Consider the following 23,040-nt stretch of genomic DNA (forward strand, 5'->3'; position numbering starts at 1 on the left):
TTGAAGCTCCCTTGATCAGTGATTTTCGCGTGCGTGGTTAATGGTGTACTTGGGCAATTCAACCACCAGGTCTTTGTCAGCCACTTTCACCTGGCAAGACAGGCGGCTTTGTGGTGTGAGGCCCCAAGCCATGTCCAGCAAGTCGTCTTCGTCGTCATCGCTTTCGTTCAGGCTATTAAAGCCTTCTTTGATGACCACATGGCAAGTGGTGCAGGCGCAACTCATCTCGCAAGCATGTTCCAGCGCAATGTCGTTCTTCAGGATGGCTTCGCAAAGCTGGGCGCCCACGGGTACTTCAAATGTTTTGCCTTCCGGGCACAAACTTTCATGGGGCAAAATTTTAATAACTGGCATGGCTTAATCTCTCGTGTTCCGTTGCTTCGTGTTTATTTGGCCTGACCACCCAATGTGGCGCTGACGGTGTCAATGGTTTTGCCGGTCAAGGCTTTGCGAATGCCAGCATCCATGCGGCGCGCGGCAAAGTCCTCAGTCAGGTGGCTCAAGTCTTCAATGCCTTTTTCAATGGCACGCAGGTCGTCGGTTTGGGCCAACTCACGCAAGGCTGTCAGGCTGGCGTTAATCGTTTCAAGTTCGCTGGTGTCGAGCAGTTCACCGTCTTTGCCAATGGCTGCTTCAACCGATTCCACAAGGCGCATGGCTTCCACTTGTTGCTCGCGCAATTGGCGGGCATTCATGTCAGCTTCTGCAAATTCAAAGCTGTTTTTTAACATGCCTGCAATTTGATCGTCGTCCAGGCCGTAGGAGGGCTTCACGGTGATATTCGCAGACACGCCAGAACCTGTTTCCATGGCGTTCACGGCCAGCAAACCATCCGCATCCACCTGGAAAGTAACCCGAATGCGCGCAGCACCAGCCACCATGGGTGGAATGCCGCGCAGCTCGAACCGCGCCAGTGAACGGTTTTCTGAAACCAGTTCGCGTTCACCTTGCACCACGTGAATGGCCATGGCGGTTTGCCCGTCCTTGAACGTGGTGAATTCCTGTGCACGCGCTACAGGTATCGTGCTGTTGCGATTGATCACGCGCTCTGTCAATCCCCCCATGGTTTCAAGGCCAAGGCTCAGCGGGATCACATCAAGCAATAGTAGTTCGTCGTCGCTGCGGTTGCCTGCCAATGTGTCGGCTTGAATGGCCGCACCAATGGCAACCACTTCGTCGGGATTCAAATTCACCAGTGGGTCTTTGCCAAAAAAGGCTTTTACGGCTTTGCGAATGACGGGCATGCGGGTAGAACCGCCCACCATGACCACGCCGTCAATTTCATCGGTACTCAAACCTGCGTCGCGCAAAGTTTTGCGGGCCGCTTGAATGGTGCGTTTCACCAAAGGCTCCACAATGGCCTCGAATTGCTCTGCGGTCACAGTTTCGGCGATGGTTTCACCGCTTTTGAATTCAACGCTCAGGAAGGCTGTGTGTTCATGCGAAATTTGTTCTTTCACGCGGCGGCAGGCCATCACCAAACGCGAGCGCTGTTGCGGGTTCAGTTCTTCAAAGCCATGTGTGGCAATAAAGTGGTCGGCCATCGCGCGGTCGAAATCGTCGCCACCCAAAGCGGAATCTCCGCCTGTGGCCAGTACCTCGAACACACCACCCTGCAAACGCAAAATGGACACATCAAATGTGCCGCCACCCAGGTCGAACACCACAAACTGCCCTTGCGCTTTTTGGTCAAGGCCATAAGCCACAGCGGCGGCGGTGGGTTCGTTGATCAGTCGAAGCACATTCAGGCCAGCCAGTTGGGCTGCATCCTTGGTGGCTTGTCGTTGAGCGTCATCAAAATACGCAGGCACTGTGATAACAGCACCCACCAATTCACCGCCCAAAGTGGCTTCAGCGCGTTTGCGCAAATTGCGCAGAATATCGGCAGACACTTCAACCGGGCTTTTGGTGCCGTAATCGGTTTGAATTTCCACCATGCCGCCCGAGTCTTTCACACGGTAGGGCAGGTTCAAGCCTTGTACATCCTTAAAACCACGGCCCATCAAGCGTTTCACAGAAAACACGGTGTTGAACGGGTCGGTGTCGGCACAGGCCAAAGCATCTTCACCCATGTTTTTCACACCGGTTTCGCCATAGCGAACCACGCTGGGCAAAATCACGCGGCCGGAAGAGTCGGGCAAACACTCGGCACTGCCGCTTCGCACGCTGGCCACCAGCGAATGCGTGGTGCCCAGGTCGATACCCACAGCCAGCCTGTGCTCGTGGGGTGCGGTCGACATGCCGGGTTCGGCAATTTGTAACAAAGCCATTAGCTGGCGTCCTCCAGTTGCTCCAATTTCTTGGTCAACTCAATCATGAATTTGTCGATAAACAGCAAGGCCTGTGCGGTGGCATTGGCCGCCTGCGCGTTTTTCTCGCCGTCAATTTGTTGTGCAATCAGTGCAAGGCAACGCTTCTTCTCAGCGCTTACTTCGTCGAGCAAGTTTTCAAGCGCCTCAATGCCCTTTGCACCTTCGATTTCTTCCAATGCTTCTCGCCATTCCATTTGCTGCAGTAGCAGGGCAGGGGGCAAGTTGCTTTGTTGCCCACGCGGGTTTTCGCCGTTCAGTTCGCACCAGTAAATGGCGCGTTCCAAAGGGTTTTGAAGGCGCTTGTAGGCCTCGTTAACCCGCGTGGCCCATTGCACGGCCAAGCGTTTCTCCTGCGCGCTGGAATTTGCAAAACGGTCAGGGTGGGTTTGGCTTTGAAGACGCAAGTAGGAAGCAGAAAGGGCTACGCTGTCCAGTTCAAACTGGCAGGGCAACCCAAAAATTTCAAAATCGCTGTCGCTTAACTTAATTGCCAAATCAGCCATTACACTGTGAAGCTTTCACCACAGCCGCAGCGCGCCTTTTCATTGGGGTTGTTGAATTTGAAACCCTCATTCAGGCCTTCCCGTGCGAAATCAAGCTCGATTCCTTCCAGATAAGGCATGCTTTTCGGGTCAACAAACAGCTTTACACCATGGGCTTCGAATACATTGTCCTCGTCGGCCACAACGTCGACAAACTCGAGCTTGTAAGCCATGCCGGAACACCCGGTTGTGCGCACACCAATGCGCAAGCCAAGTCCCTTGCCACGTTTGGTCAGGAACTTGCTAATATGATCGGCGGCGCGTTCTGTCAATGTAATCGCCATGGTGTTCAATTCCTTTTCAACAACTTTTCAACAATCAGGCGTGCTTCTTTTTGTAATCTTCCACTGCGGCCTTGATGGCGTCTTCAGCCAAAATAGAGCAGTGAATTTTCACAGGTGGCAAGGCCAGTTCTTCAGCAATCGCGGTGTTCTTGATTTCCAAAGCCTGGTCCAGGGTTTTGCCCTTGACCCACTCGGTGACCAGTGAAGACGATGCAATGGCTGAACCGCAGCCATAAGTTTTGAACTTTGCATCGGTAATCAAGCCGTCGGCGCCCACCTTGATTTGCAGCTTCATCACGTCGCCGCAAGCAGGTGCACCCACCATGCCAGTGCCCACTTCGTCGTCGCCCTTTTCGAACGAACCTACGTTGCGGGGGTTTTCATAGTGGTCTAAAACTTTTTCGCTGTATGCCATGGTACTTCTCCTCAATCTTTAAATATTTCAGTGCTCAGCCCATTGAACGGTGCTTAAATCAACGCCGTCCAGGTGCATTTCCCAAAGGGGCGACAATTCGCGCAACTTCGCCACTTTGGCTTTCATCAATTCGATGGTGAAATCAACATCGGCTTCGGTCGTGAAACGGCCAATCGAGAAACGAATGGAGCTGTGCGCCAATTCGTCGCTGCGACCCAAGGCGCGCAACACATAAGAAGGCTCAAGCGAGGCTGATGTACAGGCAGAGCCGGAAGACACCGCAATGTCTTTCACCGCCATGATCAACGATTCGCCTTCCACAAAGTTGAAGCTCACGTTAAGGTTGTGTGCTACACGCTGTTCAAGGTTGCCGTTCACGTAAATTTCGTCGATGGCTTTCAAGCCGTTCAGCAAGCGATCACGCAGGGCTTTCATGCGGGGCAATTCGCTGGCCATTTCTTCTTTGGCAATGCGGAACGCCTCACCCATGCCCACAATTTGATGAGTAGCCAATGTGCCCGAACGCATGCCGCGCTCATGGCCGCCACCGTGCATCTGCGCATCAATGCGAATGCGGGGCTTGCGGCGTACATACAAAGCACCAATACCCTTGGGGCCATAGGTTTTGTGGGCAGAAAAGCTCATCAAGTCCACTTTCAGCTTTTGCAGGTCAATTTCAACCTTGCCCGTGGCTTGCGCTGCGTCGACATGGAAAATAATGCCTTTCTCGCGGCACAATTCACCAATGGCTGGAATGTCTTGAATCACGCCGATTTCATTGTTCACATACATGATTGAAACAAGCACTGTGTCAGGGCGAATGGCTGCTTTCAGCGCGTCCAGGCTGATCAGTCCGTCTTCCTGAACGTCCAGGTAGGTGGCTTCAAAGCCATGACGCTCCAGGTCGCGGAAGGTGTCCAGCACAGCTTTGTGCTCTGTTTTTAGCGTAATGATGTGCTTGCCCTTGGTTTCACCGTAGAACATGGCTGCGCCTTTGATGGCCAGATTGTTCGATTCGGTTGCGCCAGAGGTCCAGACAATCTCGCGAGGGTCGGCATTAACCAATGCGGCGACATCTTCACGGGCTTTTTCAACTGCTTCCTCGGCAGTCCAGCCATAGGCATGGCTGCGGGATGCCGGGTTGCCAAAGCTTTCACGCAGGAAAGGGATCATGGCGTCGGCTACACGCGGGTCCACAGGTGTGGTGGCGCTGTAATCGAGGTAAATCGGCATCTTCATAGTGTGTGTGCTCCAATCAACTGCTGTTTAATGTGTGTGCTGTACGGCTGCGGCATTGGATGCTGCTGGCCTTTCACGAAACTGAACAGTTCGTTCCGCGTTTTTTTGTTTGTGTTTTTCAACCAGGCATTGCAGGCTGACCGAACCCAGGTACTCAAGCATTTTGGTGTTCAGGCTGCTCCACAGGTCGTGCGTCATGCACTGGCCTTCATCGGTGCAGTTTTCTTTTCCACCGCACTGCGTGGCGTCTAGTGGTTCATCAACAGCCAAAATGACGTCAGCCACGCTCACTTCTTTCAGGGCGCGGGCAATATGATAACCGCCGCCGGGGCCGCGAACACTTTCAACCAGTTCATGACGGCGCAACTTGGAGAACAACTGCTCCAAGTACGACAAAGAAATGTTCTGGCGCTGGCTGATGCCGGCGAGTGACACCGGCCCTGTGTCTTGCTGCAAGGCAAGATCAATCATGGCTGTGACGGCAAATCTGCCTTTCGTGGTCAATCGCATGGCAATCCTTTTTAATTCCTACTATTTTGGTCAAGTATAGCAAAGTTGACTGTTTTACTCAAGTATTCGGCAGGTTTGAATGGCTAGGGGAAACCTTGATCTCCAAAAGAAAAAACCGCCAGCCTGAGCCAGCGGTTTTTAATGATTTGCCCGCTTTAACACGGGCGTTGTGCAATTACGCTGCTGCGAACTGAAACACACGCTTGCGCAACACTTCCAACAAGCCTGTGCAGCTGTCTTCAATGTAGTTCAATACCGTGTCAAAGCCGTCGGGGCCGCCGTAGTAGGGGTCGGGCACGGTGGCTTCGTCGTGTTCAGTGGCGTAGCGCATCATCAATTGAATTTTGTGCGCATACTGGCGTGGGCACTGCTGTTGCAGCAGGCTCATGTTGTCCCAATCCATGGCCAAAATCATGTCGCTGTCGCGGAAATCGTCGGCGGTGACCTGGCGTGAAATCAGGCTGGAAATGTCGTAGCCACGTTTGGCGGCAGCAGCCACCGCGCGGGGGTCGGGCGTTTTGTCCAAATGGTAGGCATGCGTGCCAGCTGACTCAACAGAAATTTCATGGTCAAGACCCGCTTCGCTTACCATCTGCCTGAAAACGCCTTCCGCTGTTGGTGAGCGGCAGATGTTTCCCATGCACACAAACAAAACTTTGCTTTTCATATTGGCTTCCTATTGTCCTGAACCCATTAAAGTAAAACTCTTAAACTCAAGCGCTGCGCTTGGCATCCAGCGAGGTCACGTTTGAATCGCCTTTGCTGCCAAACAACTGTTCTTTCAACAAACCCAACTGGTCGCGGGCCTGGGCGGCTTTCTCAAACTCCAGGTTCTTCGCGTGTTCCAGCATAAGTTTTTCAAGCCGTTTAATTTCTTTTGCCAACTGCTTTTCGCCCAAGGGAGCAACTTCCATGGCTTTGTCAGCCTTGCGTTGCTTGGAAGCGTTTGGATCGAACACGCCGTCAATAAGTTCCTTGACCTGCTTGCTCACGCCCCGTGGGGTAATGCCGTTCTCCGTGTTGAATTCAATTTGCTTGTTCCGACGCCTTTCGGTTTCGCCGATGGCCAGTTTCATGGAGTCGGTCACCCGGTCTGCATACAAAATAGCTTTGCCGTTCAAATTGCGGGCGGCGCGGCCAATGGTTTGAATCAAACTGCGTTCACTGCGCAAAAAGCCTTCTTTGTCGGCATCCAGTATTGCAACTAGGGACACTTCCGGAATATCCAAGCCCTCGCGCAATAAATTAATTCCAACCAGTACGTCAAATTCGCCCAAACGCAGGTCGCGGATAATTTCAACGCGCTCAACGGTGTCGATGTCAGAGTGCAAATAGCGCACGCGCACGCCATTGTCGCTGAGGTAGTCAGTGAGGTCTTCGGCCATGCGCTTGGTCAACGTTGTGACCAATACTCGATCGCCAGCGCGAGTTCGTTCGTGAATCTCGCTGAGCAGGTCATCGACCTGGGTGGTGGCAGGGCGCACCTCAATCACAGGGTCAATCAGCCCTGTGGGGCGCACCACTTGTTCAACCACTTGGCCAGAATGCTCTTTCTCGTAATTCGAGGGCGTGGCTGAAACAAACACTGTTTGCCGCATTTTGGACTCGAATTCCTCGAAACGCAAGGGGCGATTGTCCATGGCAGATGGCAGACGAAAGCCGAAGTTAACCAAAGTTTCCTTGCGGGACCTGTCTCCACGGTACATTCCGCCCAGTTGGCCAATGGTGACGTGGCTTTCATCAATGATCATCAAGCCGTCTTTGGGCAAGTAATCAATCAGCGTGGGGGGCGGCTCGCCCGGTGCTGCGCCTGACATGTGGCGGCTGTAGTTCTCGATGCCTTTGCAAAAACCGAGTTCGGCCAGCATTTCAAGGTCAAAGCGGGTGCGCTGTTCAAGGCGCTGGGCCTCCACCAGTTTTCCGGTTTTTACAAAGAAATCAAGCTGTTCGCGCAGTTCTGCCTTGATGGTTTCAATGGCACGTAGCACCGTGGCGCGGGGTGTTACATAGTGGCTGCTGGGGTAAATCGTGAAACGGGGCAGCTTTTGGCGAATTTTGCCGGTCAGCGGGTCGAACAGCTGAATGCCGTCGATTTCGTCATCAAACAGATCGATACGCACTGCCAGCTCAGAATGTTCGGCGGGGTACACGTCAATAGTGTCGCCACGCACACGGAAGGTACCCCGCGTGAAATCCAGGTCGTTGCGCTTGTACTGCATTGCGATGAGGCGCTTCAGGATGTCGCGCTGGCTGAGCTTGTCGCCATGGCGAATGCTCAAAATCATGGCGTGGTAATCGGACGGGTCGCCAATACCGTAAATACAGCTGACCGTTCCTACAATAATAGTGTCGCGGCGCTCCAGCAGGCTTTTGGTGGCTGAAAGGCGCATTTGCTCGATGTGTTCGTTGATTGAGCTGTCTTTCTCAATGAACAGGTCGCGGCTGGGCACGTAGGCTTCTGGCTGGTAGTAGTCGTAATAGCTCACGAAGTATTCAACCGCGTTTTTCGGGAAGAATTCGCGCATTTCGGCATACAACTGGGCAGCCAGGGTTTTGTTCGGGGCCAGCACAAGGGCAGGGCGACCTGTTTGAGCAATTACATTGGCCATGGTGAAGGTTTTGCCCGAACCGGTCACGCCCAGCAGGGTTTGAAACACTTCGCCGTCGTTCACGCCTTCAACCAGTTTTTCGATCGCGGTCGGTTGATCACCAGCCGGTGAATAGGGCTGGTAAAGTTCGAACGGACTGTTGGGGTAACTGATAAATCCAGGGGCCATGTTAAACTGCAAGTCTTGATGCGAGGCAACCACAAAGCGCACAGGTTTTAGCCAATGATTAACCCAACGGGTTGAACCTTCTGGCCAATCCCGTAGAATTACGGAGTTGCAACATTGGGCTGGCCGCTGCAGAAAATACGCAGCGTTTTGTGATAAGCCAATCCAGCATTATCGTCGGAAATGAGTTTTTTTTCCAGACTTGACTTTTTCTTTTTTCACTCCCAGACAACGGAATCATGCTTTCAAATCGCGCACTTACGATCAAACCTTCCCCTACACTTGCCGTGACAGCCAAGGCGGCCCAACTGAAAGCCGAGGGTAAAGACATTATCGGCTTGGGCGCTGGTGAACCCGACTTCGACACACCCGACCACATCAAGGAAGCTGCCAAGAAAGCCATTGATGCCGGTTTTACCAAGTACACCGCTGTGGGCGGTACGGTTGGTTTGAAAAATGCCGTGATCGCCAAGCTGAAGCGCGACAATGGCCTTGAGTACAAGCCCAATGAAGTGGTTGTTGGTGTGGGTGGCAAGCAGTGTATTTTCAACATGATTTTGGCCACCATCAACGATGGTGACGAGGTGGTGATTCCTGCCCCTTACTGGGTCAGCTACGCCGACATCGTTGAAATTGCCGGTGGCGTGCCCAAGCTGGTGTTTGCCGGCATTGAGCAGGGTTTCAAAATGACCCCTGCCCAACTGGAAGCGGCCATTACCCCAAAAACCAAAATGTTCATGATCAACAGCCCCAGCAACCCAACAGGCGCTGTGTACACGAAGGAAGAGTTGGCTGCTTTGGGCGAAGTGCTGTTGAAGCACCCAAATATTTTGGTGGCTACCGATGACATGTACGAGCACATCAACCTGACTGGTACACCATTTGTGAACATCGTGAACGCCTGCCCAGCCCTGAAAGACCGCACCATTGTGTTGAACGGTGTTTCCAAGGCCTACAGCATGACCGGCTGGCGCATTGGTTTTGCGGCTGGCCCCGCCAAGCTTATCGATGTGATGACCAACTTGCAAAGCCAGTCCACTTCCAACCCCACTTCAATTTCACAAGTGGCTGCTGAAGCCGCCTTGAATGGCGATCAGGATTGCTTGAAGCCCATGGTGGCTGCATTCCGTGAGCGCAATGAATTCGTGACCAAAGCTTTGAATGCTGTTTCTACCATTCAGTGTTTGAAAGCCGAAGGCGCTTTCTACGCGTTTGTCGATGCACGCAAGGCGATTGAAAAGTTGGCAGCTGAGGGCAAGATCAAGGCAGCGAACGACCTGGAACTGACTGCTTACCTGCTAGAAGCGGGCGTTGCTGTGGTGCCAGGTTCCGCTTTCGGTGCTGAAGGTTACTTCCGCATTTCATTTGCAACCAGCATGAGCAACCTTGAAAAGGCCTGCGAGCGCATTGCGAAAGCATTGGGTTAAGGATTAGAAAGGGTCAGATTGACTAAGGATTAAGCAGGCTGGAAGGTTTTTGTCATTGATTTGCCTTAAATGGCCACTAAGTGGCTATTTAGGGTTGCACAAAAAAATTTCGCTGCTATAATCTCGGCTCTTTCCCCGATAGCTCAGTCGGTAGAGCGACGGACTGTTAATCCGCAGGTCCCTGGTTCGAGTCCAGGTCGGGGAGCCAAATACAGAAAGGGTTTCGAGAAATCGAGACCCTTTTTCTTTTCCTGGAAAAAACGTACTTTCCCGCAAAAGCCAATTTTGGTTGGCTTTTTAGCCCTTCGGCTAGTGGTTTTTTTGGTTTTGACACGAGGGCGCAGAAGCGCAACACCTCTGTAGTAAATTAGTCAAAAAATAAATAAGAATTATTAAAATTATAAATTGGATTAAATCGGATCATGCCGGGTTTAGCAGGGACTTCGTTCTTTTTGAGAATGAAGTCGTAATGAGCAGGCCTTGGAACAAATTTATCCCATGGGTAAGCGAGCTAGCGGTTTGCACGAAGAGGGAAGCATGTAATGAGTGGTCTTTTCATCACCTAATGCTCTGGCTACTTGGGTAAATTACACCCTCCGAAGCGTAGATAAATTATTGTCGGCAGATTGATTGGCAGACCGAACAAACCTGAACTAAAGCAACTTGACTCTAAGAAAACCTGGGCAGTTCAATATCGGCATAGACTTTTATTCCTTGACACAAACTGGCTTAACATGTGGCCCAGTGCGGCTAGTTTGCCAATCTGTCTGGCCAACATATTAAATGGCTTTGAACGTAAAGGAAGTTATCAACCTCCGTGGTACTAATCAGTGGACAAGTCACTAGTTGTAGCGGTTGGCAGCAACTGTCGGGGTACTGAATTAGCGTGATTTGGCGTCCCAAGGCAAACTACATCGACGGATGGATCGCGGCCCATAGCAACCAATTGAACATGATAAAAAATCCTCTAATCCGCCCTATTTGCAGCAATGTACCAATAATCAGTGAACCGTTAGAGAATCATTAGAAAGGAAAGTATGAGCGTAGATAATCAAGCGGGAGCTGCCGGTGGCGAAGTCTCCCAAGTCCAAATCGGCACGGAGGACGGACATGTCGGATTGCTGGCGCAGCTCCGCGAACTGGTTCCAGGGGCTTTTCCTGACGGTGAACTTGATCAAGGCTTGCTTTTGTCTGAGCTCGGGTTTGGTGAACCAGCTCAATCCTTCACTTTCGAATGGCCGGGAATGGCGCAGGCTCGCCTTGAGGCCCGTTCACCGACCACCGCGACACTTGTTCCCGATCCAGAAGCCTCTGTGAACTGGGATGAAGCCGGTGACGTCCTAATCGAGGGAGACAACCTCCAAGTTTTGAAACTATTGAAGAACGGCTATGCAGGTGCGGTAAAGCTAATCTATATCGACCCGCCATACAACACGGGTGAGAGCTTTACTTACAACGACGACTTTTCGGTTTCTGAGTCTGAATACCTCATCGCGACAGGGCAGGTAGATGAGCAAGGTCAGGCGTTGACCGCAAAGAAGGAAAGGAGCGGAAGGAAGCACGCTCCTTGGCTAACGATGATGTCCTCGCGGCTTGCCGTAGCAAGGCATCTGTTGCGCAAAGATGGCGTCTTCCTTGCATCCATTGATAACAATGAAGTTCACCATCTTCGCCTATTGCTCGACGCTGTGTTTGGTGCGGAAAACTTTGTTGACATGATTACTTGGCGTGGTGCCCGAAAAGGCGACGCCAAGCTGATGGGGGCCGGACAGGATTACATCCTTATTTATGCCAAAGATCGTGCGTACCTGAAGGACAATAATGTGCGATGGCGCGAACGTAAGGATGGCCTGGAGCCAATATACGAAAAAGTTTCAAAGCTTAGAGAAAAACATGGCGAGGATTATGAAGCCATGACTTCGGCATTGCGTGATTGGTACAAGTCACTAGCGGATGACAATCCGTCGAAAGCGCATGATTACTACAATCGGGTTGATGCGCGCGGAATTTGGTTTCCCGACAATATTTCAAGCCCAAATTTCCGAGAGAATTTGATATACGAATGGAAGGGTTATAGCCCGCCTGAAAACGGTTGGAGATATGACAGGGATGCAATGCAAGCATTGCATGATGATGGGCGGCTAATCTACCCCGAAGATAAGTCGAGGAGAGTACAAATTAAGTCGTATTTACACATGCATGAGACTTGGGCTCCTCCATCTGTCATTTATCGTGATCGGCGGTCGGCCTCTAAACAGCTTGATGAGCTGATGGGGGTAAAAGTTTTCGATGATCCGAAGAGTACTGATGTTCTGGCCCGTTTGTTCCATGCGCTTACCGATGATGGCGATCTTGTCCTCGACTTCTTTGCTGGCTCAGGTTCTTCAGGTCAGGCGATATGGGAGCAGAACCCGAAGGATGGCAAGATCCGCCGTTGGATTCTTGTGCAACGTCCTGAATCTCCTGATACGACTTCTGATTCTGGTAAAAACGCCCTATTGGCTGGGTACAAGACAATTTTTGAGATCACGGCAGAGCGCCTACGTCGGGCCGCTGTTCAACTGGGGGGTGGGCTTGGATTCCGGCTTTTCCGTGCCAGAGAAACTAATTTGATAATCGAGAAGCAGGTTTTTGCAAAGGACGGGCAGGACGCTAGACAGCATCTGGCTCAGATGCTGTTTCATGCGGGCCAACCCCCAGTGAAAGACGGTGCCGATCCTGCAGCTGTCGCCTGGGAAGTTGTGCTTAAGGCCACGAATTGCAGGCTCGATTCACGCGTTAGCGTCAGCGAGCACAATGGCATCAAGGTGTATGAGTTCTGTCCTTTCGTTGCGGAGCCTAGGAGTACTGGAAGGTACTTCATCAGCCTTGACGCTTTCACGCTCGACACGGCGAAGCACATAGGCCTTACGGATGCGGACTCGCTGATTCTGCGAGGCGATAAGGTTGACAACGAAGTAACCCTCACGTTAGCGCCCAGGCTGCGCTCCAAATTGATCTTGCTAGAACGGGTGGCACGTGAAGTTTCGCTTTGATGACCAGCCGCACCAGGCAGCGGCAATCGATGCTGTTGCCGATTTGTTCACAGGGGCCTTGTTTGCCCCAGCTAACGCAATCTCCGGCCAGGCACTTGGCGCGGAGGGACATAAAGCCTTTCGGCTCGATCGGGATTTGTTGACCGAGAACCTCAAAGCGGTTACCGCTCGCGAGGATGTCGATACGCAAAATTCACTTGAATTGATGAGGGAAACCGACCTGCAAGATAAGGACCGAGATTTTCCGAATTTCTCTGTCGAGATGGAGACCGGCACTGGCAAGACCTACGTCTATATCGGCACCGCGCTGCGATTGGCCGAAGCGCATGGCCTACGCAAGTTTGTGATCCTTGTACATTCAGTTGCGATTCGTGCAGGTGTTCTCAAGACATTCGAGCAGACCTCTGAGCATTTTCGGAGCAAGTTTCCGAACCTAGCATATCGCTGGAATGTCATGGGTGAAAGTCGCGCTTTGGATGACTTCATTGATCCTTCAAGCACTGTGCAGTTTCTGGTCGCTAGCATCCAATTACTGGATAAGCCGGAAACAAATACGCTATATTCCTCGCCCGAGCAGGCTCGTATCTGGGGGGAGAACATTTCTGGAATCGAGCAGATCGCCAAGGCTCGGCCTGTTGTTCTGATTGACGAACCTCAGAACATGGTTACGCAGTTGCGTAAGCGAGCCATTGCGACTCTCAATCCACTTATTGCGCTGCGTTATAGCGCTACGCACAAAGAGCAGTTCAATCTTGTACATCGCCTGAGTGCAAAAAGGGCTGCGGAGTTGGGAATCGTGAAACGCGTCGCAGTTAAGGGCGTCGTGGCTGGCTCAAATGGAGAGCCATACTTGAGCGCAAAAAAGATTGTTAGTAAGAGTAAGAAGCTATACGTGGCCCTTGTCATCGACAAGGCCACTAACGACAAATCCGAGCGCATAGAAATTGTTGCACAGGTGGGTACGGACCTATTCGACGAATCTGGTCAGTTGCCGCAATATCGGGGGTTCGTTGTCGAGAATATTCTGCGTAAGCCAGATCGAGTCGAGTTTGCGAGTGGCCTGGTGATCGGCGTCGGGCAGGAAATTGGAGTCGACAAATTGGCTATTTGGCGCGAGCAGGTTCGACAAACGATTCGTGCCCATTTAGTTCGTCAAGCCGCTATCGATGCTGCACAGGCCGACGTCAAGGTCTTGTCTCTGTTCTTCGTGGAAAGGGTGGCCGATTACGTTGGCGATGAAGCGCTGCTTCCTGAAATGTTTGACACCATCTATCGGGAAGAGTGGGTCAGGGCCGGCCGTCCCGCAGACCAGACCCCAGAACCCTCCGAGCTTCGGGTTGCCTACTTTCCCTCGACCAAAACTGGCATATTCAAGGACACGAAAGGTGGTCTAGCGTCCGATGCGGAGTTTGAGGCCAGAGCGTATAGAGAGATTATCGAGCATAAGGAGTTAATCCTCGACCGAGCAAATCCCCGTGCCTTTATCTTCTCCCATTCCGCGCTTCGTGAAGGCTGGGACAATCCAAATGTGTTCCAAATCGGCTTTCTCCGGCATACCCGATCTGACACCGAGCGGCGACAGCAGATCGGACGCGGCCTTCGTTTGCCAGTAGATCAAGGCGGCACCCGCGTCTCAGACCCTGCAATAAACCGGCTTACGTTGGTAGTTGATGAGTCCTTTGCCGAGTTCCGTAAAGGGTTCAATGAAGAATACAACGCATCCGGGGGAAGGTCGGGTGGGGGGCAAGAATTGGAAGACGCAGATTCTGAGGTTGTAATTCGTCGTCGTTCGACGCAGTTCGAGAGCCCAGAGTTTAGTGAGTTATGGAAGCGAATCAGATACAAGGCCGTCTACCGGGTATCGGTAGACACACCCTCGCTTGTATCAGCTGTTGCACATTCAGAGCACCTTGAAGATCTGAAGTACATCAAGCACCGAGCCAATGTGGTGCAGTCAGCAGAGCTCGTCTATGACGACAAAGGGCAGATCATAACCGCAGACAGTTCGGTTAATGAAGGTGCGGGTGAGCGGATTATTTTTGTCGGCCAACGTTTGCCCAATGTCGTGCAATTGGTCGAAGACCAGTTACTGCATGGCAAGTTCCCTCTGTATCTGACGCGGCCCACTATTGTCGGCATTTTAGACGAAGTACCCGAACGATTGAAAGGAGGCGCTGTTGATGACCCGGACCGCTGGGCTCGTGTATTGGCTCAGGCGATCCGAGTGGTTGCCATTGAGCAGATGGTACAGAGCATCACGTACGAGCCGATAGACGAAGCTACTTGGTGGGATGCTAACGTGGTTTTTCTGGAAGTTGAAACCAAGAGTGTCCCTAGAGTTGAGGCGGGTAAGCCAGCACCACAAGCCGGAGTTGCAGCCGCCCCGCTTGGTGGGACTAATCTATTCGACCACGTCGATTATGACAGTCATGTCGAGCGGATATTTGCTGAACGACTGGAAAACAATACCGATCAAATCAAGCTTTTCACTAAGCTACCAAGACGATTCAAGGTCAGAACTCCCATAGGTGAATACTCGCCGGACTGGGCCATAGTATGCAGTGAGAACGGCACGGATAAGCTGTACTTGGTGCGAGAGACCAAGGCCACTTTGAACCTCGACGATCTTGAGTGGGATGAGGCCATGCGCATTCGCTTTGCAGCGAAGCATTTCGAATTGGCCCCCAGAGGCGAGGTGGACTTTACACACACCACCGATAAGGACGGGTTGCGAATTTAGGGGAAGAGGACTCTCAACGTGTTTTGAATTACCGCTAAGACGCTCAGCCTCGCGCTCAACCTTCCCAGCTAAGTTGCATCCAGCGCAGTTTTTGCCGTCACCGATTGTCATGCAGTCGGTGCAGTTTCGAGTCGTTTGCCTTGCTCTTTAATGCAAAAAGCCCAAAATTTTGGTCTTAGCTCTGAGGTATTCTGTGAGTAATGACAGCAATCAACACAATCTAATTAAAGAGAGTAAGCCCCCAGCAAACCCATCTTGAAATCGGTGGGGGTGAACGTCGATCATAGTGTCCACTTCATTTCTTGGTGGACACCATGAGTGCACTTCAAACTATCCCGAAACGTCCCGCTCGTGTGTAGAGCGGGCTTCGGAAATTCAGACAGGTGGATAAAAGATGACAGCTCTGCTTTTTGGGCCAACAATGTTGGTCGGAGAAGGAGAAATCATGAGTCGCAGACCCCGTAGAAACCACTCGCCAGACTTTAAAGCCAAAGTGGCCTTAGAAGCAGTTCGAGGCGAGCAACCACTTGCCGAGTTTGCCCAGAAATACGATGTACACGCCACCCAGATTGCCCAGTGGAAAGCCGAATTGCTGCAAGGTGCATCCAGCGTATTTGGCGCCACCAAGGGCGTTGAATCCACAGTAGATGTCAAAGTGCTGCACGCAAAAATTGGTGAGCTGACACTGGAGAATGATTTTTTAGAAAGCGCGCTCACCAAGGCGGGATTGCTGAGCGCAAAACGATGATCGACCCGACACATGATTTGCCGGTGAGTAAACAAGCAAAGATTCTTCGCATGGCCAGATCGACGGCTTATTACAAGCCTGTGCCAATCTCTGAAGGCGATCTTGCGCTGATGGCTGCGATGGATCGAATTCATTTGGACCGTCCGTATGCCGCTAGCAGGCTGATGAGGGATTTGCTGCTTCGCTCGGGCTTTGCAGGCGTTGGTCGGCGCAGGGTGCTCAGCTTGATGCGCAAGATGGGCATTCAAGCTGTTTATCGCAAGCCCAACACCAGCAAGCGACATCCCGGGCACAAGATCTATCCGTATTTGCTGCGAGCGCTGCCTATTGTTCGGCCCAATCAGGTCTGGGCGCTGGACATTACCTCCCTTCCGATGAAGCGCGGCTTTTTGTATCTGTGCGCTGTAATCGATTGGTTTAGCAGGAAAGTGCTCAGTTGGAGACTCTCCAATACCATGCATGCCGATTTCTGCGTTGAAGCGGTTCAAGAAGCGATCGTCAAATACGGCAAGCCCGAGATCGTCAACACCGATCAAGGCAGTCAATTCACCAGCCTGGAGTTCACGGAAATGCTCAAAGGTCATGAGATAAAAATCAGCATGGATGGCAAAGGCTGTTGGCGTGACAACGTGGTGATCGAACGATTCTGGCGCACGGTGAAATATGAGGAGGTCTACCTTCGGGCCTACGAAACAACATCGGAAGCCAGGAAGTACTTGCACGAGTACATTGCGTTTTACAATACTGGTCGAGGCCATCAGGCCTTGGATTACAAAACCCCTGACGAGGTGTATTTCGTCAACCAAGTTGCGGCACTGGCCGCTTAACCCGCAGGGCTGGATCTTTATTAAAAATCCACAAAAACTGTCCGACTAAACGAGGCCCGCTCTAAATAGTCGCCGAGAAGCTTCAACTTTATATAATGAACCGCTCCGGGGCGGTTCAGTTCAGACTAGATTGAAAGCTATTCAAGTCACCATGTTTTATACATAAGCTATTCATATAAAGGTTTATTAATATGCCAACCACTCCATCTAATTTTGACCCGATGGGCTCGTTGTGGAATCGCTGGGATCCGCATATTCATGCTCCAGGAACAGTCCTAAACGATCAATACAAGGGTGCTGACCCAATGGAGGAGTTCATTACCCGAGTTGAAAACTCAGAGCCTAGAATACGTGCTCTGGGAGTTACCGATTATTTCGGTGTGGAGGGTTACGAGCGGGTTTTGGTCGCAAAACGCTCGGGTCGTTTGCCAGATGTAGGGCTAATTTTTCCGAATGTTGAGTTGCGATTTGGTATCGAAACTAAAAAGGCATCCCCTGTAAATCTTCACTTACTCTTTTCTCCCAAAGATTGTGATCATGTCGCTCGAATCCGTCGCTTTCTTGAGGGGTTGGAGTTCAATTACAAGGGCGAAACATACCGTTGTCGAAGAGAGGACCTGATTCTTCTCGGAAAGGCCCATGATTCGTCGATTCTTGATGATGAAGTGGCAAGGTCGGCTGGCGCAAACCAATTCAAGGTCAGTTTCGATCAGCTTATGAAGAAAATTTCGCAAAGCGACTGGGCTAAACAAAACATGCTTTTAGCAGTCGCAGGCGGAGAGAAGGACGGGACAGCAGGACTAAGAGATCCTGATGGTTCATTTGCGGCCTTGAGGAAGCAAATAGAGCGGTCCGCTCACTTGGTTTTTAGTTCGAATCCCAATCAAGTAAAATTTTGGAGCGGTGAAGGCGTTGCTCCGATTGAAGAACTGGAGCGTGAATACGGTGGACCAAAACCCTGTCTTCATGGTTCAGATGCACACTGTATCGAGAAGGTTGGAGTACCTGACGATGAAAGGTATTGCTGGATTAAAGGTGATTTGGCGTTTGAAGCTTTACACCAAGCATGTATTGAACCGAAAGAGCGTGTTTCAATTGGTGCTAGACCTCACCGTGGATCATTACCTAATCAGACAATCAAATCAATTACGGTGACAAATGCCCCATGGTTAAAGGCTAACACTGTAAACGTAAATCCAGGTATGGTCGCGGTGATCGGCGCACGAGGATCTGGGAAGACAGCTTTAGCAGATCTTATTGCTGCTGGTGGTTTGGCTCTTTCACCACACCTTAATGATAAGTCTTTCATTCTTAGAGCGCAAAAACACCTCATCAATAGTGACGCTACTCTTTATTGGGAGAATGGTGAGACGACTGGAAATGGCCTGTCCACCACTGACCTTGAGGATATCCTCGACTTCCCACATGTGCAATATCTCTCGCAGCAATTTGTTGATCAGCTCTGCTCGGCTGAGAGGTTGGATGATGCACTAACAAGCGAAATAGAGAGGGTAATATTTGATGCCCATCCGCTTGAGGATCGGATGGGCGCAGCTTCTTTTTCAGAGCTTCTATCTGTGCGCTTAGAGTCGTCAAGGGAGAGGCGTTTACAACACAAGTCGGCGCTTGTGCGAGCTTCTGATGCTATCGCGGAAGAGACTGCAAAAAAAGCAGCTCTTAAAGTGATGGAACGGGATCGAGACGAGCGCAAAAAGTCAATTGAAAAGGATAGGGCGGACATGAAGTCGCTCGTGGCCAAAGGATCCGAGGATAGAGCAAACAGACTAGAGGTGGTTAGTAATGCGGCTGAAGAAAAGCGATATCAAGTGGAGTGTGTAAAACGACAAATTCTTGCGATTGAAAGACTTGTAGATGAGATAAAAGATTTTCGAGATAGGCGTTCGGCAGAGATAGTTTCTGACATTCGCTCCCGAAGGCTTGATGCAGGACTACTTGAAGAGGATTGGGCTAAGTTCAGGGTTGATTTCGTCGGTGATGTTGATCAGTTATTAGAATCCAAACTCTGCAACGCAAAGAAGATTCTGACTGCATTCCAGGGTGCTGCCGATCCCTTAAATCCACTGGATGCAGGCCCTAATGGTGATTTATCGTTTATCCCCGAGGGTGTGAATTTATCTGATCAAACTCTTTTTTTGCTGGATAGCGAGGTTGAACGACTAAAAAAACTCGTCGGTGTGGACGCTTCGAACACGAAGAGGTTTGCAGCGCTTTCTTCGAAAGTTGCTAAAGATGAGGCAGCTCAGCAAAAACTGGTTAAACAGATTGAGCATGCGCGTGACGCAGATTCTAGGATTAAGGCTCATGTAGAGGCCAGGCGCGAGGCTTACGCTGGTATTTTCGAATCGATAGTGGAAGAGGAGCGCGAGCTCGCCGATCTTTATCGGCCAGTCAAGGAGCGAATTGACGAGGGGGAGGGGTCTTTGAAGAAGCTGTCTTTTTCGATTCGGAGAAGGGTTGACTTTGTTGAGTGGGCCAATACGGGTGAAAACTTGCTTGATCTTCGAAAAGCTGGAGCATTTAAAGGCCGAGGCGAATTGCTAACTGCAATTCGAAATGCTTTGGGTGACGCTTGGTGCAATGGAGGATCAAAAGACGTTGCAACAGCTCTTACCACTTTCGTTGAGAAATACAGAGAAGAACTGCGCAAACATATGCCTGATGGTGAGGATATTCGTCAATGGGGTCAAAAGATTGCCGAATGGTTGTATGGAACTGAGCATGTGACTGTAGAGTACGGATTGCAGTACGATGGGGTCGAAATAGAGCAACTTTCGCCGGGTACTAGGGGAATTGTTTTATTACTCTTGTATCTAGATCTAGATGCAGAGGACTCTAGGCCACTCATCATAGATCAACCTGAAGAAAATCTTGATCCCCAGTCGATCTTTGCCGAGCTAGTGCCGCGGTTCCGGGAGGCAAAAAAAAGACGACAGATCATCATAGTCACTCACAATGCTAACCTGGTGGTGAATACCGATGCTGAACAAGTAATAATCGCTCGATGTGGTCCTCATCGTACGGGGCAACTCCCCAAAATTGAGTATGAAAGTGGAAGCCTAGAGAATCCAGATATTCAGAGGCAAGTTTGCGAAATTTTGGAAGGTGGTGAACGTGCGTTCAAGGAAAGGGCACGTCGCTTAAGATTAGGTATTAATTAGCTGGTTAGGATCTTTCAATTGGCAAATTGAGTTTCCCGCAAAGAAATATGGACCCAGTATTCATGAGGGTTCTGGGGGATCGAAGAAATCGATTTTGCGGGAAAATTTGGTTGTTAAGTTGATGATTTTAATGCGTTTAGCCTCGGCCTGTTAATCCGCAGGTCCCTGGTTCGAGTCCAGGTCGGGGAGCCAGATAAATAAAGGCCCACAGCGATGTGGGCCTTTTGCTTTTAGTTCCGCAAAAGACGAATAGTTCCGCAAAATGTCGCTCAATCTTAGGTGTAGGATGACAGTTTGAAGTCGTCAACACAGGATCTGAATGCCGCTTTCACTAAAAAATTAGTGGAGTAGAGTTAACCAAAAACTAGCAAATCAAAACAAGATGGGTTTGCTGGGGGCTTACTGTATTAACCGCAAAGGTCCGGGTGTTCATTGATTTTCTGGTAGAGCGAATAGGCCTGAGGCCGCCATGGCTAAGCTACGCTTCGCTTTGAAAGACGTCTTATCCTTGTTTTTGTTGTTGAGATAGGATCCCTTTCTGGTTCATTTCTTTCATGATGTCATGGCAATACTGTTTCAGAGAATCCCTCAACAATCGCACTGCTGGCGTGATGGATTGTCGTGTTGGGCAAATCAACCATAACTCCGCAATCGGTGGCGTATAGTCTGGCATGACATTGATGACTCGGCCGGCCAACAGATCGTCCGACATGTCGAGACAGGATTTCACGGCTATGCCGTGTCCGGCCACGCACCAGCGTCTAACCAGATCGCCGTCGTTCGATGCCCGGTTGCCTTTCATTTTTACCCGGAACTCTTCACTGTCCCGTTTAAAGGTCCACAAATCGTAGGGAATATCCTGCAGCTGATAGAAAAGTCCGTTGTGAACTGCCAGGTCGTGGGGGTGTTCTGGCGTACCGTGTTCGCTCAGGTACTCGGGTGTTGCGCAGAGAAGGCGGGGAACGTCGCAGATTTTGAACCCATACAAGTTGGAATCGTCCGGTGACCCATACCGGAGGGCCATATCGACCGAATCCCGGAAAAAGTCCACATTACTGTCGGTAATCTGGACGCGTAAACTGAGCCCGTAGTGCGAGGCCATGAGCTGGTCAATCCAGGGCACTACCCGGTTCCTTCCCAGATCGGAGGAGACTGATATCCGAATTTCACCTGCCACTGTTTCGCTGCTGGAATGAATGGACTGCCTGGCTTCGTTCAGTAATCCCAATGCCTGTTGGCATTGAGGCAGATACTTTTCGCCGGCTGCCGAGAGTCGCAGTTTGCGGGTAGAACGGATAAACAGCTCAACCCCCAATTCCTGTTCCACGCGCTTGACGGCGGCACTGGCGGTCGCGGCTCGCATATCGAGGCTGGTGGCTGCAGCGGTAATGTTCCGGAATTCAGCCACTTTAAGCACAACGGTCAGATCGTCGAAGGTCATTTAAAAAAATTATTTGATTATGTTTATGGGATTGGCCTGTTTTTCATAGTGTAAAGAGAGATTACACTGCTTACCACGATCAAACACGACCCGCTTACTGTGGGGAAAAACATGAAAGCTGTTGGATACACTGAATCCTTACCCATTAACGATCCGAAATCCCTGCAGGATGTTGAATTACCGAAACCAATGGCGAATGGAAGGGACCTTTTGGTCCGGGTCAGGGCGATTGGCGTCAATCCGGTAGATTTCAAGGTGCGTCAGAGTGCAGCGGCGGAGCCGGGCCAGTTTAAAGTTCTGGGCTGGGACGCTGTTGGAGAAGTTGTTGCGACAGGTGAGGGCGTCTCATTGTTCAAGCCCGGCGATCAGGTGTACTACGCAGGCGATGTAACTCGACAGGGCAGCAATGCGGAATACCAGATCGTTGACGAACGCATCGTTGGCCGCAAACCCGCCAGCCTGAGTGATGCGGAAGCCGCAGCACTGCCCCTGACTACCATCACGGCTTGGGAAATGCTGTTTGATCACCTCGGGCTTGAACAGCAGCAGCCGGGAAATGTGCATCCGACTGACCAGGTGATCCTTGTGACTGGCGCTGCGGGCGGCGTTGGTTCCATTCTGATCCAGCTGGCGAAGAAATTGACGGGTGCCACCGTTGTGGCATCAGCCTCCCGCCCAGAGTCCCGCGAATGGGTCGAATCATTGGGGGCCGATTTCGTTGTAAACCACCGGGAATCACTGCAGCGGCAGGTTGAACAATTGGTGTCAGAGGGCAAAATTGCCCCGATCACACATGTCGCCAGCCTGAATGCCACCGATCAGTATTTTGATGATTATGTGGCTCTGCTTCAGCCATTTGGCAAGATCGCCATGATTGACGATCCTGCTGAGCTGGATGTGATGAAAATCAAACCCAAGAGCCTGTCACTGCACATTGAATTTATGTTTGCGCGTTCTATGCATGGCGCCGATGACATGCAGGTGCAGCACGACCTTCTTGACACGGTAGCGAGTCTCGTGGATCAGGGGGTTATTCGAACCACGGCTGGAAAAAACCTTGGTCTGATTAACGCCGAAAACCTGCGTGCTGCACACACCGAGCTGGAGGCCGGCAAAGCGGTTGGCAAAATTGTTTTGGAAGGTTTTGAGAAGTGAAGCCTTTGAAATTCCCGAAAGGGATGGCTAAAGCCATCCCTTTTGGTCACGTTGGTCATTCCTGAATTTCGGCTGAAAACACCTCAACCAAATAATCAATCATTGCCCGGACTTTTAGGGATAGCCGCCGATCAGGCGAGAACAGCACGTACAGCCCGCCCGGCTCCAGTGGTGGGTGATCCAGGCTCAGGGATATCAGTTCGCCGTTGGCCAGAGCCTCCGCCACGATGAACTCGGGTTGATAGATAATGCCTTGGCCCCGAATGGCGGCCGCCATCAAGGCATTGACCTGCCCCGGATTTTTCGATCCAGCGTGACTTAACTACAATGGTCTCTCAACGCAGCGAGAGACGAAATGAAACGAGCCCGATTCAGCGATGAGCAGATTGTTCGAATCCTGAGAGAAACAGAC

At 51.2% G+C, this 23,040-nt stretch carries 17 protein-coding genes and 1 tRNA gene; 7 read left to right on the forward strand and 11 right to left on the reverse strand.

Annotated features, from left to right (window positions below):
• Positions 1-15: 15 nt before the first annotated feature.
• From fdx to uvrB, 9 genes are all read right to left on the reverse strand, one after another.
• Positions 16-354 (reverse strand): ISC system 2Fe-2S type ferredoxin, encoded by a 339-nt coding sequence (gene fdx / locus FCS97_RS15590; protein WP_138519362.1) that lies wholly within the window; start codon positions 352-354, stop codon positions 16-18.
• Positions 355-386: 32 nt separating this feature from the next.
• Positions 387-2,270, reverse strand: a complete 1,884-nt coding sequence (hscA, locus tag FCS97_RS15595) for a Fe-S protein assembly chaperone HscA (RefSeq protein WP_138519363.1) — start codon at positions 2,268-2,270, stop codon at positions 387-389.
• Positions 2,270-2,815: a Fe-S protein assembly co-chaperone HscB gene (gene hscB / locus FCS97_RS15600; RefSeq protein ID WP_138519364.1), complete on the reverse strand. Its 546-nt coding sequence runs from the start codon at positions 2,813-2,815 to the stop codon at positions 2,270-2,272. The genes hscA and hscB overlap by 1 nt, the downstream gene beginning before the upstream one ends.
• Positions 2,815-3,138, reverse strand: a complete 324-nt coding sequence (gene iscA, locus FCS97_RS15605; RefSeq protein ID WP_138519365.1) for an iron-sulfur cluster assembly protein IscA — start codon at positions 3,136-3,138, stop codon at positions 2,815-2,817. Before iscA ends, hscB begins: the two co-directional genes overlap by 1 nt.
• 34 nt (positions 3,139-3,172) lie before the next feature.
• A complete protein-coding gene (iscU, locus tag FCS97_RS15610; RefSeq protein WP_138519366.1) occupies positions 3,173-3,553 on the reverse strand; it encodes a Fe-S cluster assembly scaffold IscU in 381 nt (126 codons plus the stop codon).
• Between the two features lie 27 nt (positions 3,554-3,580).
• On the reverse strand, positions 3,581-4,792 hold the full coding sequence (locus tag FCS97_RS15615) for an IscS subfamily cysteine desulfurase (protein ID WP_138519367.1): 1,212 nt from the start codon (positions 4,790-4,792) through the stop codon (positions 3,581-3,583).
• 27 nt (positions 4,793-4,819) lie between these two features.
• Positions 4,820-5,302 carry a Fe-S cluster assembly transcriptional regulator IscR gene (gene iscR / locus FCS97_RS15620; protein WP_138519368.1) on the reverse strand — a complete coding sequence of 161 codons (483 nt, stop codon included), beginning with the start codon at positions 5,300-5,302 and terminating at the stop codon, positions 4,820-4,822.
• Between the two features lie 175 nt (positions 5,303-5,477).
• The gene (locus FCS97_RS15625) at positions 5,478-5,969 is read right to left on the reverse strand and encodes a low molecular weight protein-tyrosine-phosphatase (RefSeq protein ID WP_008251920.1); all 492 of its coding nucleotides are present in this window, start codon (positions 5,967-5,969) and stop codon (positions 5,478-5,480) included.
• A 46-nt stretch (positions 5,970-6,015) separates the two neighbouring features.
• Complete coding sequence (gene uvrB / locus FCS97_RS15630; RefSeq protein WP_138519369.1) at positions 6,016-8,079, reverse strand: excinuclease ABC subunit UvrB; 2,064 nt, start codon at positions 8,077-8,079, stop codon at positions 6,016-6,018.
• A 236-nt stretch (positions 8,080-8,315) separates the two neighbouring features.
• Between uvrB and FCS97_RS15635 the strand changes: the two genes are divergently transcribed.
• The 6 genes from FCS97_RS15635 to FCS97_RS15660 all read left to right on the forward strand — a co-directional run bounded on the left by FCS97_RS15635 (position 8,316) and on the right by FCS97_RS15660 (position 20,032).
• Complete coding sequence (locus FCS97_RS15635; protein ID WP_138519370.1) at positions 8,316-9,503, forward strand: pyridoxal phosphate-dependent aminotransferase; 1,188 nt, start codon at positions 8,316-8,318, stop codon at positions 9,501-9,503.
• A gap of 132 nt (positions 9,504-9,635) precedes the next feature.
• Positions 9,636-9,711 (forward strand) — tRNA-Asn (locus FCS97_RS15640).
• A gap of 829 nt (positions 9,712-10,540) precedes the next feature.
• On the forward strand, positions 10,541-12,538 hold the full coding sequence (locus FCS97_RS15645; protein ID WP_138519371.1) for a site-specific DNA-methyltransferase: 1,998 nt from the start codon (positions 10,541-10,543) through the stop codon (positions 12,536-12,538).
• The gene (locus tag FCS97_RS15650) at positions 12,522-15,278 is read left to right on the forward strand and encodes a restriction endonuclease (RefSeq protein ID WP_138519372.1); all 2,757 of its coding nucleotides are present in this window, start codon (positions 12,522-12,524) and stop codon (positions 15,276-15,278) included. Before FCS97_RS15645 ends, FCS97_RS15650 begins: the two co-directional genes overlap by 17 nt.
• Positions 15,279-15,723: 445 nt before the next feature.
• Positions 15,724-16,853, forward strand: a protein-coding gene (locus FCS97_RS15655) for an IS3 family transposase (protein WP_425460751.1) whose coding sequence is annotated in 2 segments (ribosomal slippage) — positions 15,724-15,982 and positions 15,982-16,853 — 1,131 coding nt in all. Because the reading frame shifts where the segments join, the coding sequence is not laid out codon by codon here.
• 191 nt (positions 16,854-17,044) lie between these two features.
• Entirely contained in the window at positions 17,045-20,032 is a 2,988-nt protein-coding gene (locus tag FCS97_RS15660) for a TrlF family AAA-like ATPase (protein WP_138519374.1), read from the forward strand.
• Positions 20,033-20,534: 502 nt separating this feature from the next.
• Here the strand turns inward: FCS97_RS15660 and FCS97_RS15665 are convergent.
• Positions 20,535-21,473, reverse strand: coding sequence for a LysR family transcriptional regulator (locus tag FCS97_RS15665; RefSeq protein WP_138519375.1), 939 nt, complete (start codon positions 21,471-21,473; stop codon positions 20,535-20,537).
• Between the two features lie 111 nt (positions 21,474-21,584).
• On the opposite strand from FCS97_RS15665, the gene FCS97_RS15670 reads away from it, so the two are divergent.
• Positions 21,585-22,628: a zinc-binding alcohol dehydrogenase family protein gene (locus FCS97_RS15670; protein WP_138519385.1), complete on the forward strand. Its 1,044-nt coding sequence runs from the start codon at positions 21,585-21,587 to the stop codon at positions 22,626-22,628.
• A gap of 55 nt (positions 22,629-22,683) precedes the next feature.
• Here FCS97_RS15670 and FCS97_RS15675 read toward each other — a convergent pair whose 3' ends face one another.
• Positions 22,684-22,908: a LysR substrate-binding domain-containing protein gene (locus FCS97_RS15675; RefSeq protein ID WP_281283842.1), complete on the reverse strand. Its 225-nt coding sequence runs from the start codon at positions 22,906-22,908 to the stop codon at positions 22,684-22,686.
• Positions 22,909-23,040: the final 132 nt, after the last annotated feature.

The sequence above is a fragment of the Limnobacter alexandrii genome, assembly GCF_005871185.1.
Classification (GTDB): Bacteria; Pseudomonadota; Gammaproteobacteria; order Burkholderiales; family Burkholderiaceae_B; genus Limnobacter; species Limnobacter alexandrii.

Coding starts and splice junctions, on each gene's coding strand:
- fdx (WP_138519362.1), bottom strand. CDS start 354: ATGCCAGTTATTAAAATTTTGCCCCATGAAAGTTTGTGCCCGGAAGGC.
- FCS97_RS15665 (WP_138519375.1), bottom strand. CDS start 21,473: ATGACCTTCGACGATCTGACCGTTGTGCTTAAAGTGGCTGAATTCCGG.
- iscU (WP_138519366.1), bottom strand. CDS start 3,553: ATGGCATACAGCGAAAAAGTTTTAGACCACTATGAAAACCCCCGCAAC.
- uvrB (WP_138519369.1), bottom strand. CDS start 8,079: ATGGCCCCTGGATTTATCAGTTACCCCAACAGTCCGTTCGAACTTTAC.
- FCS97_RS15660 (WP_138519374.1), top strand. CDS start 17,045: ATGCCAACCACTCCATCTAATTTTGACCCGATGGGCTCGTTGTGGAAT.
- FCS97_RS15625 (WP_008251920.1), bottom strand. CDS start 5,969: ATGAAAAGCAAAGTTTTGTTTGTGTGCATGGGAAACATCTGCCGCTCA.
- iscA (WP_138519365.1), bottom strand. CDS start 3,138: ATGGCGATTACATTGACAGAACGCGCCGCCGATCATATTAGCAAGTTC.
- iscR (WP_138519368.1), bottom strand. CDS start 5,302: ATGCGATTGACCACGAAAGGCAGATTTGCCGTCACAGCCATGATTGAT.
- FCS97_RS15645 (WP_138519371.1), top strand. CDS start 10,541: ATGAGCGTAGATAATCAAGCGGGAGCTGCCGGTGGCGAAGTCTCCCAA.
- hscA (WP_138519363.1), bottom strand. CDS start 2,270: ATGGCTTTGTTACAAATTGCCGAACCCGGCATGTCGACCGCACCCCAC.
- hscB (WP_138519364.1), bottom strand. CDS start 2,815: ATGGCTGATTTGGCAATTAAGTTAAGCGACAGCGATTTTGAAATTTTT.
- FCS97_RS15615 (WP_138519367.1), bottom strand. CDS start 4,792: ATGAAGATGCCGATTTACCTCGATTACAGCGCCACCACACCTGTGGAC.
- FCS97_RS15635 (WP_138519370.1), top strand. CDS start 8,316: ATGCTTTCAAATCGCGCACTTACGATCAAACCTTCCCCTACACTTGCC.
- FCS97_RS15670 (WP_138519385.1), top strand. CDS start 21,585: ATGAAAGCTGTTGGATACACTGAATCCTTACCCATTAACGATCCGAAA.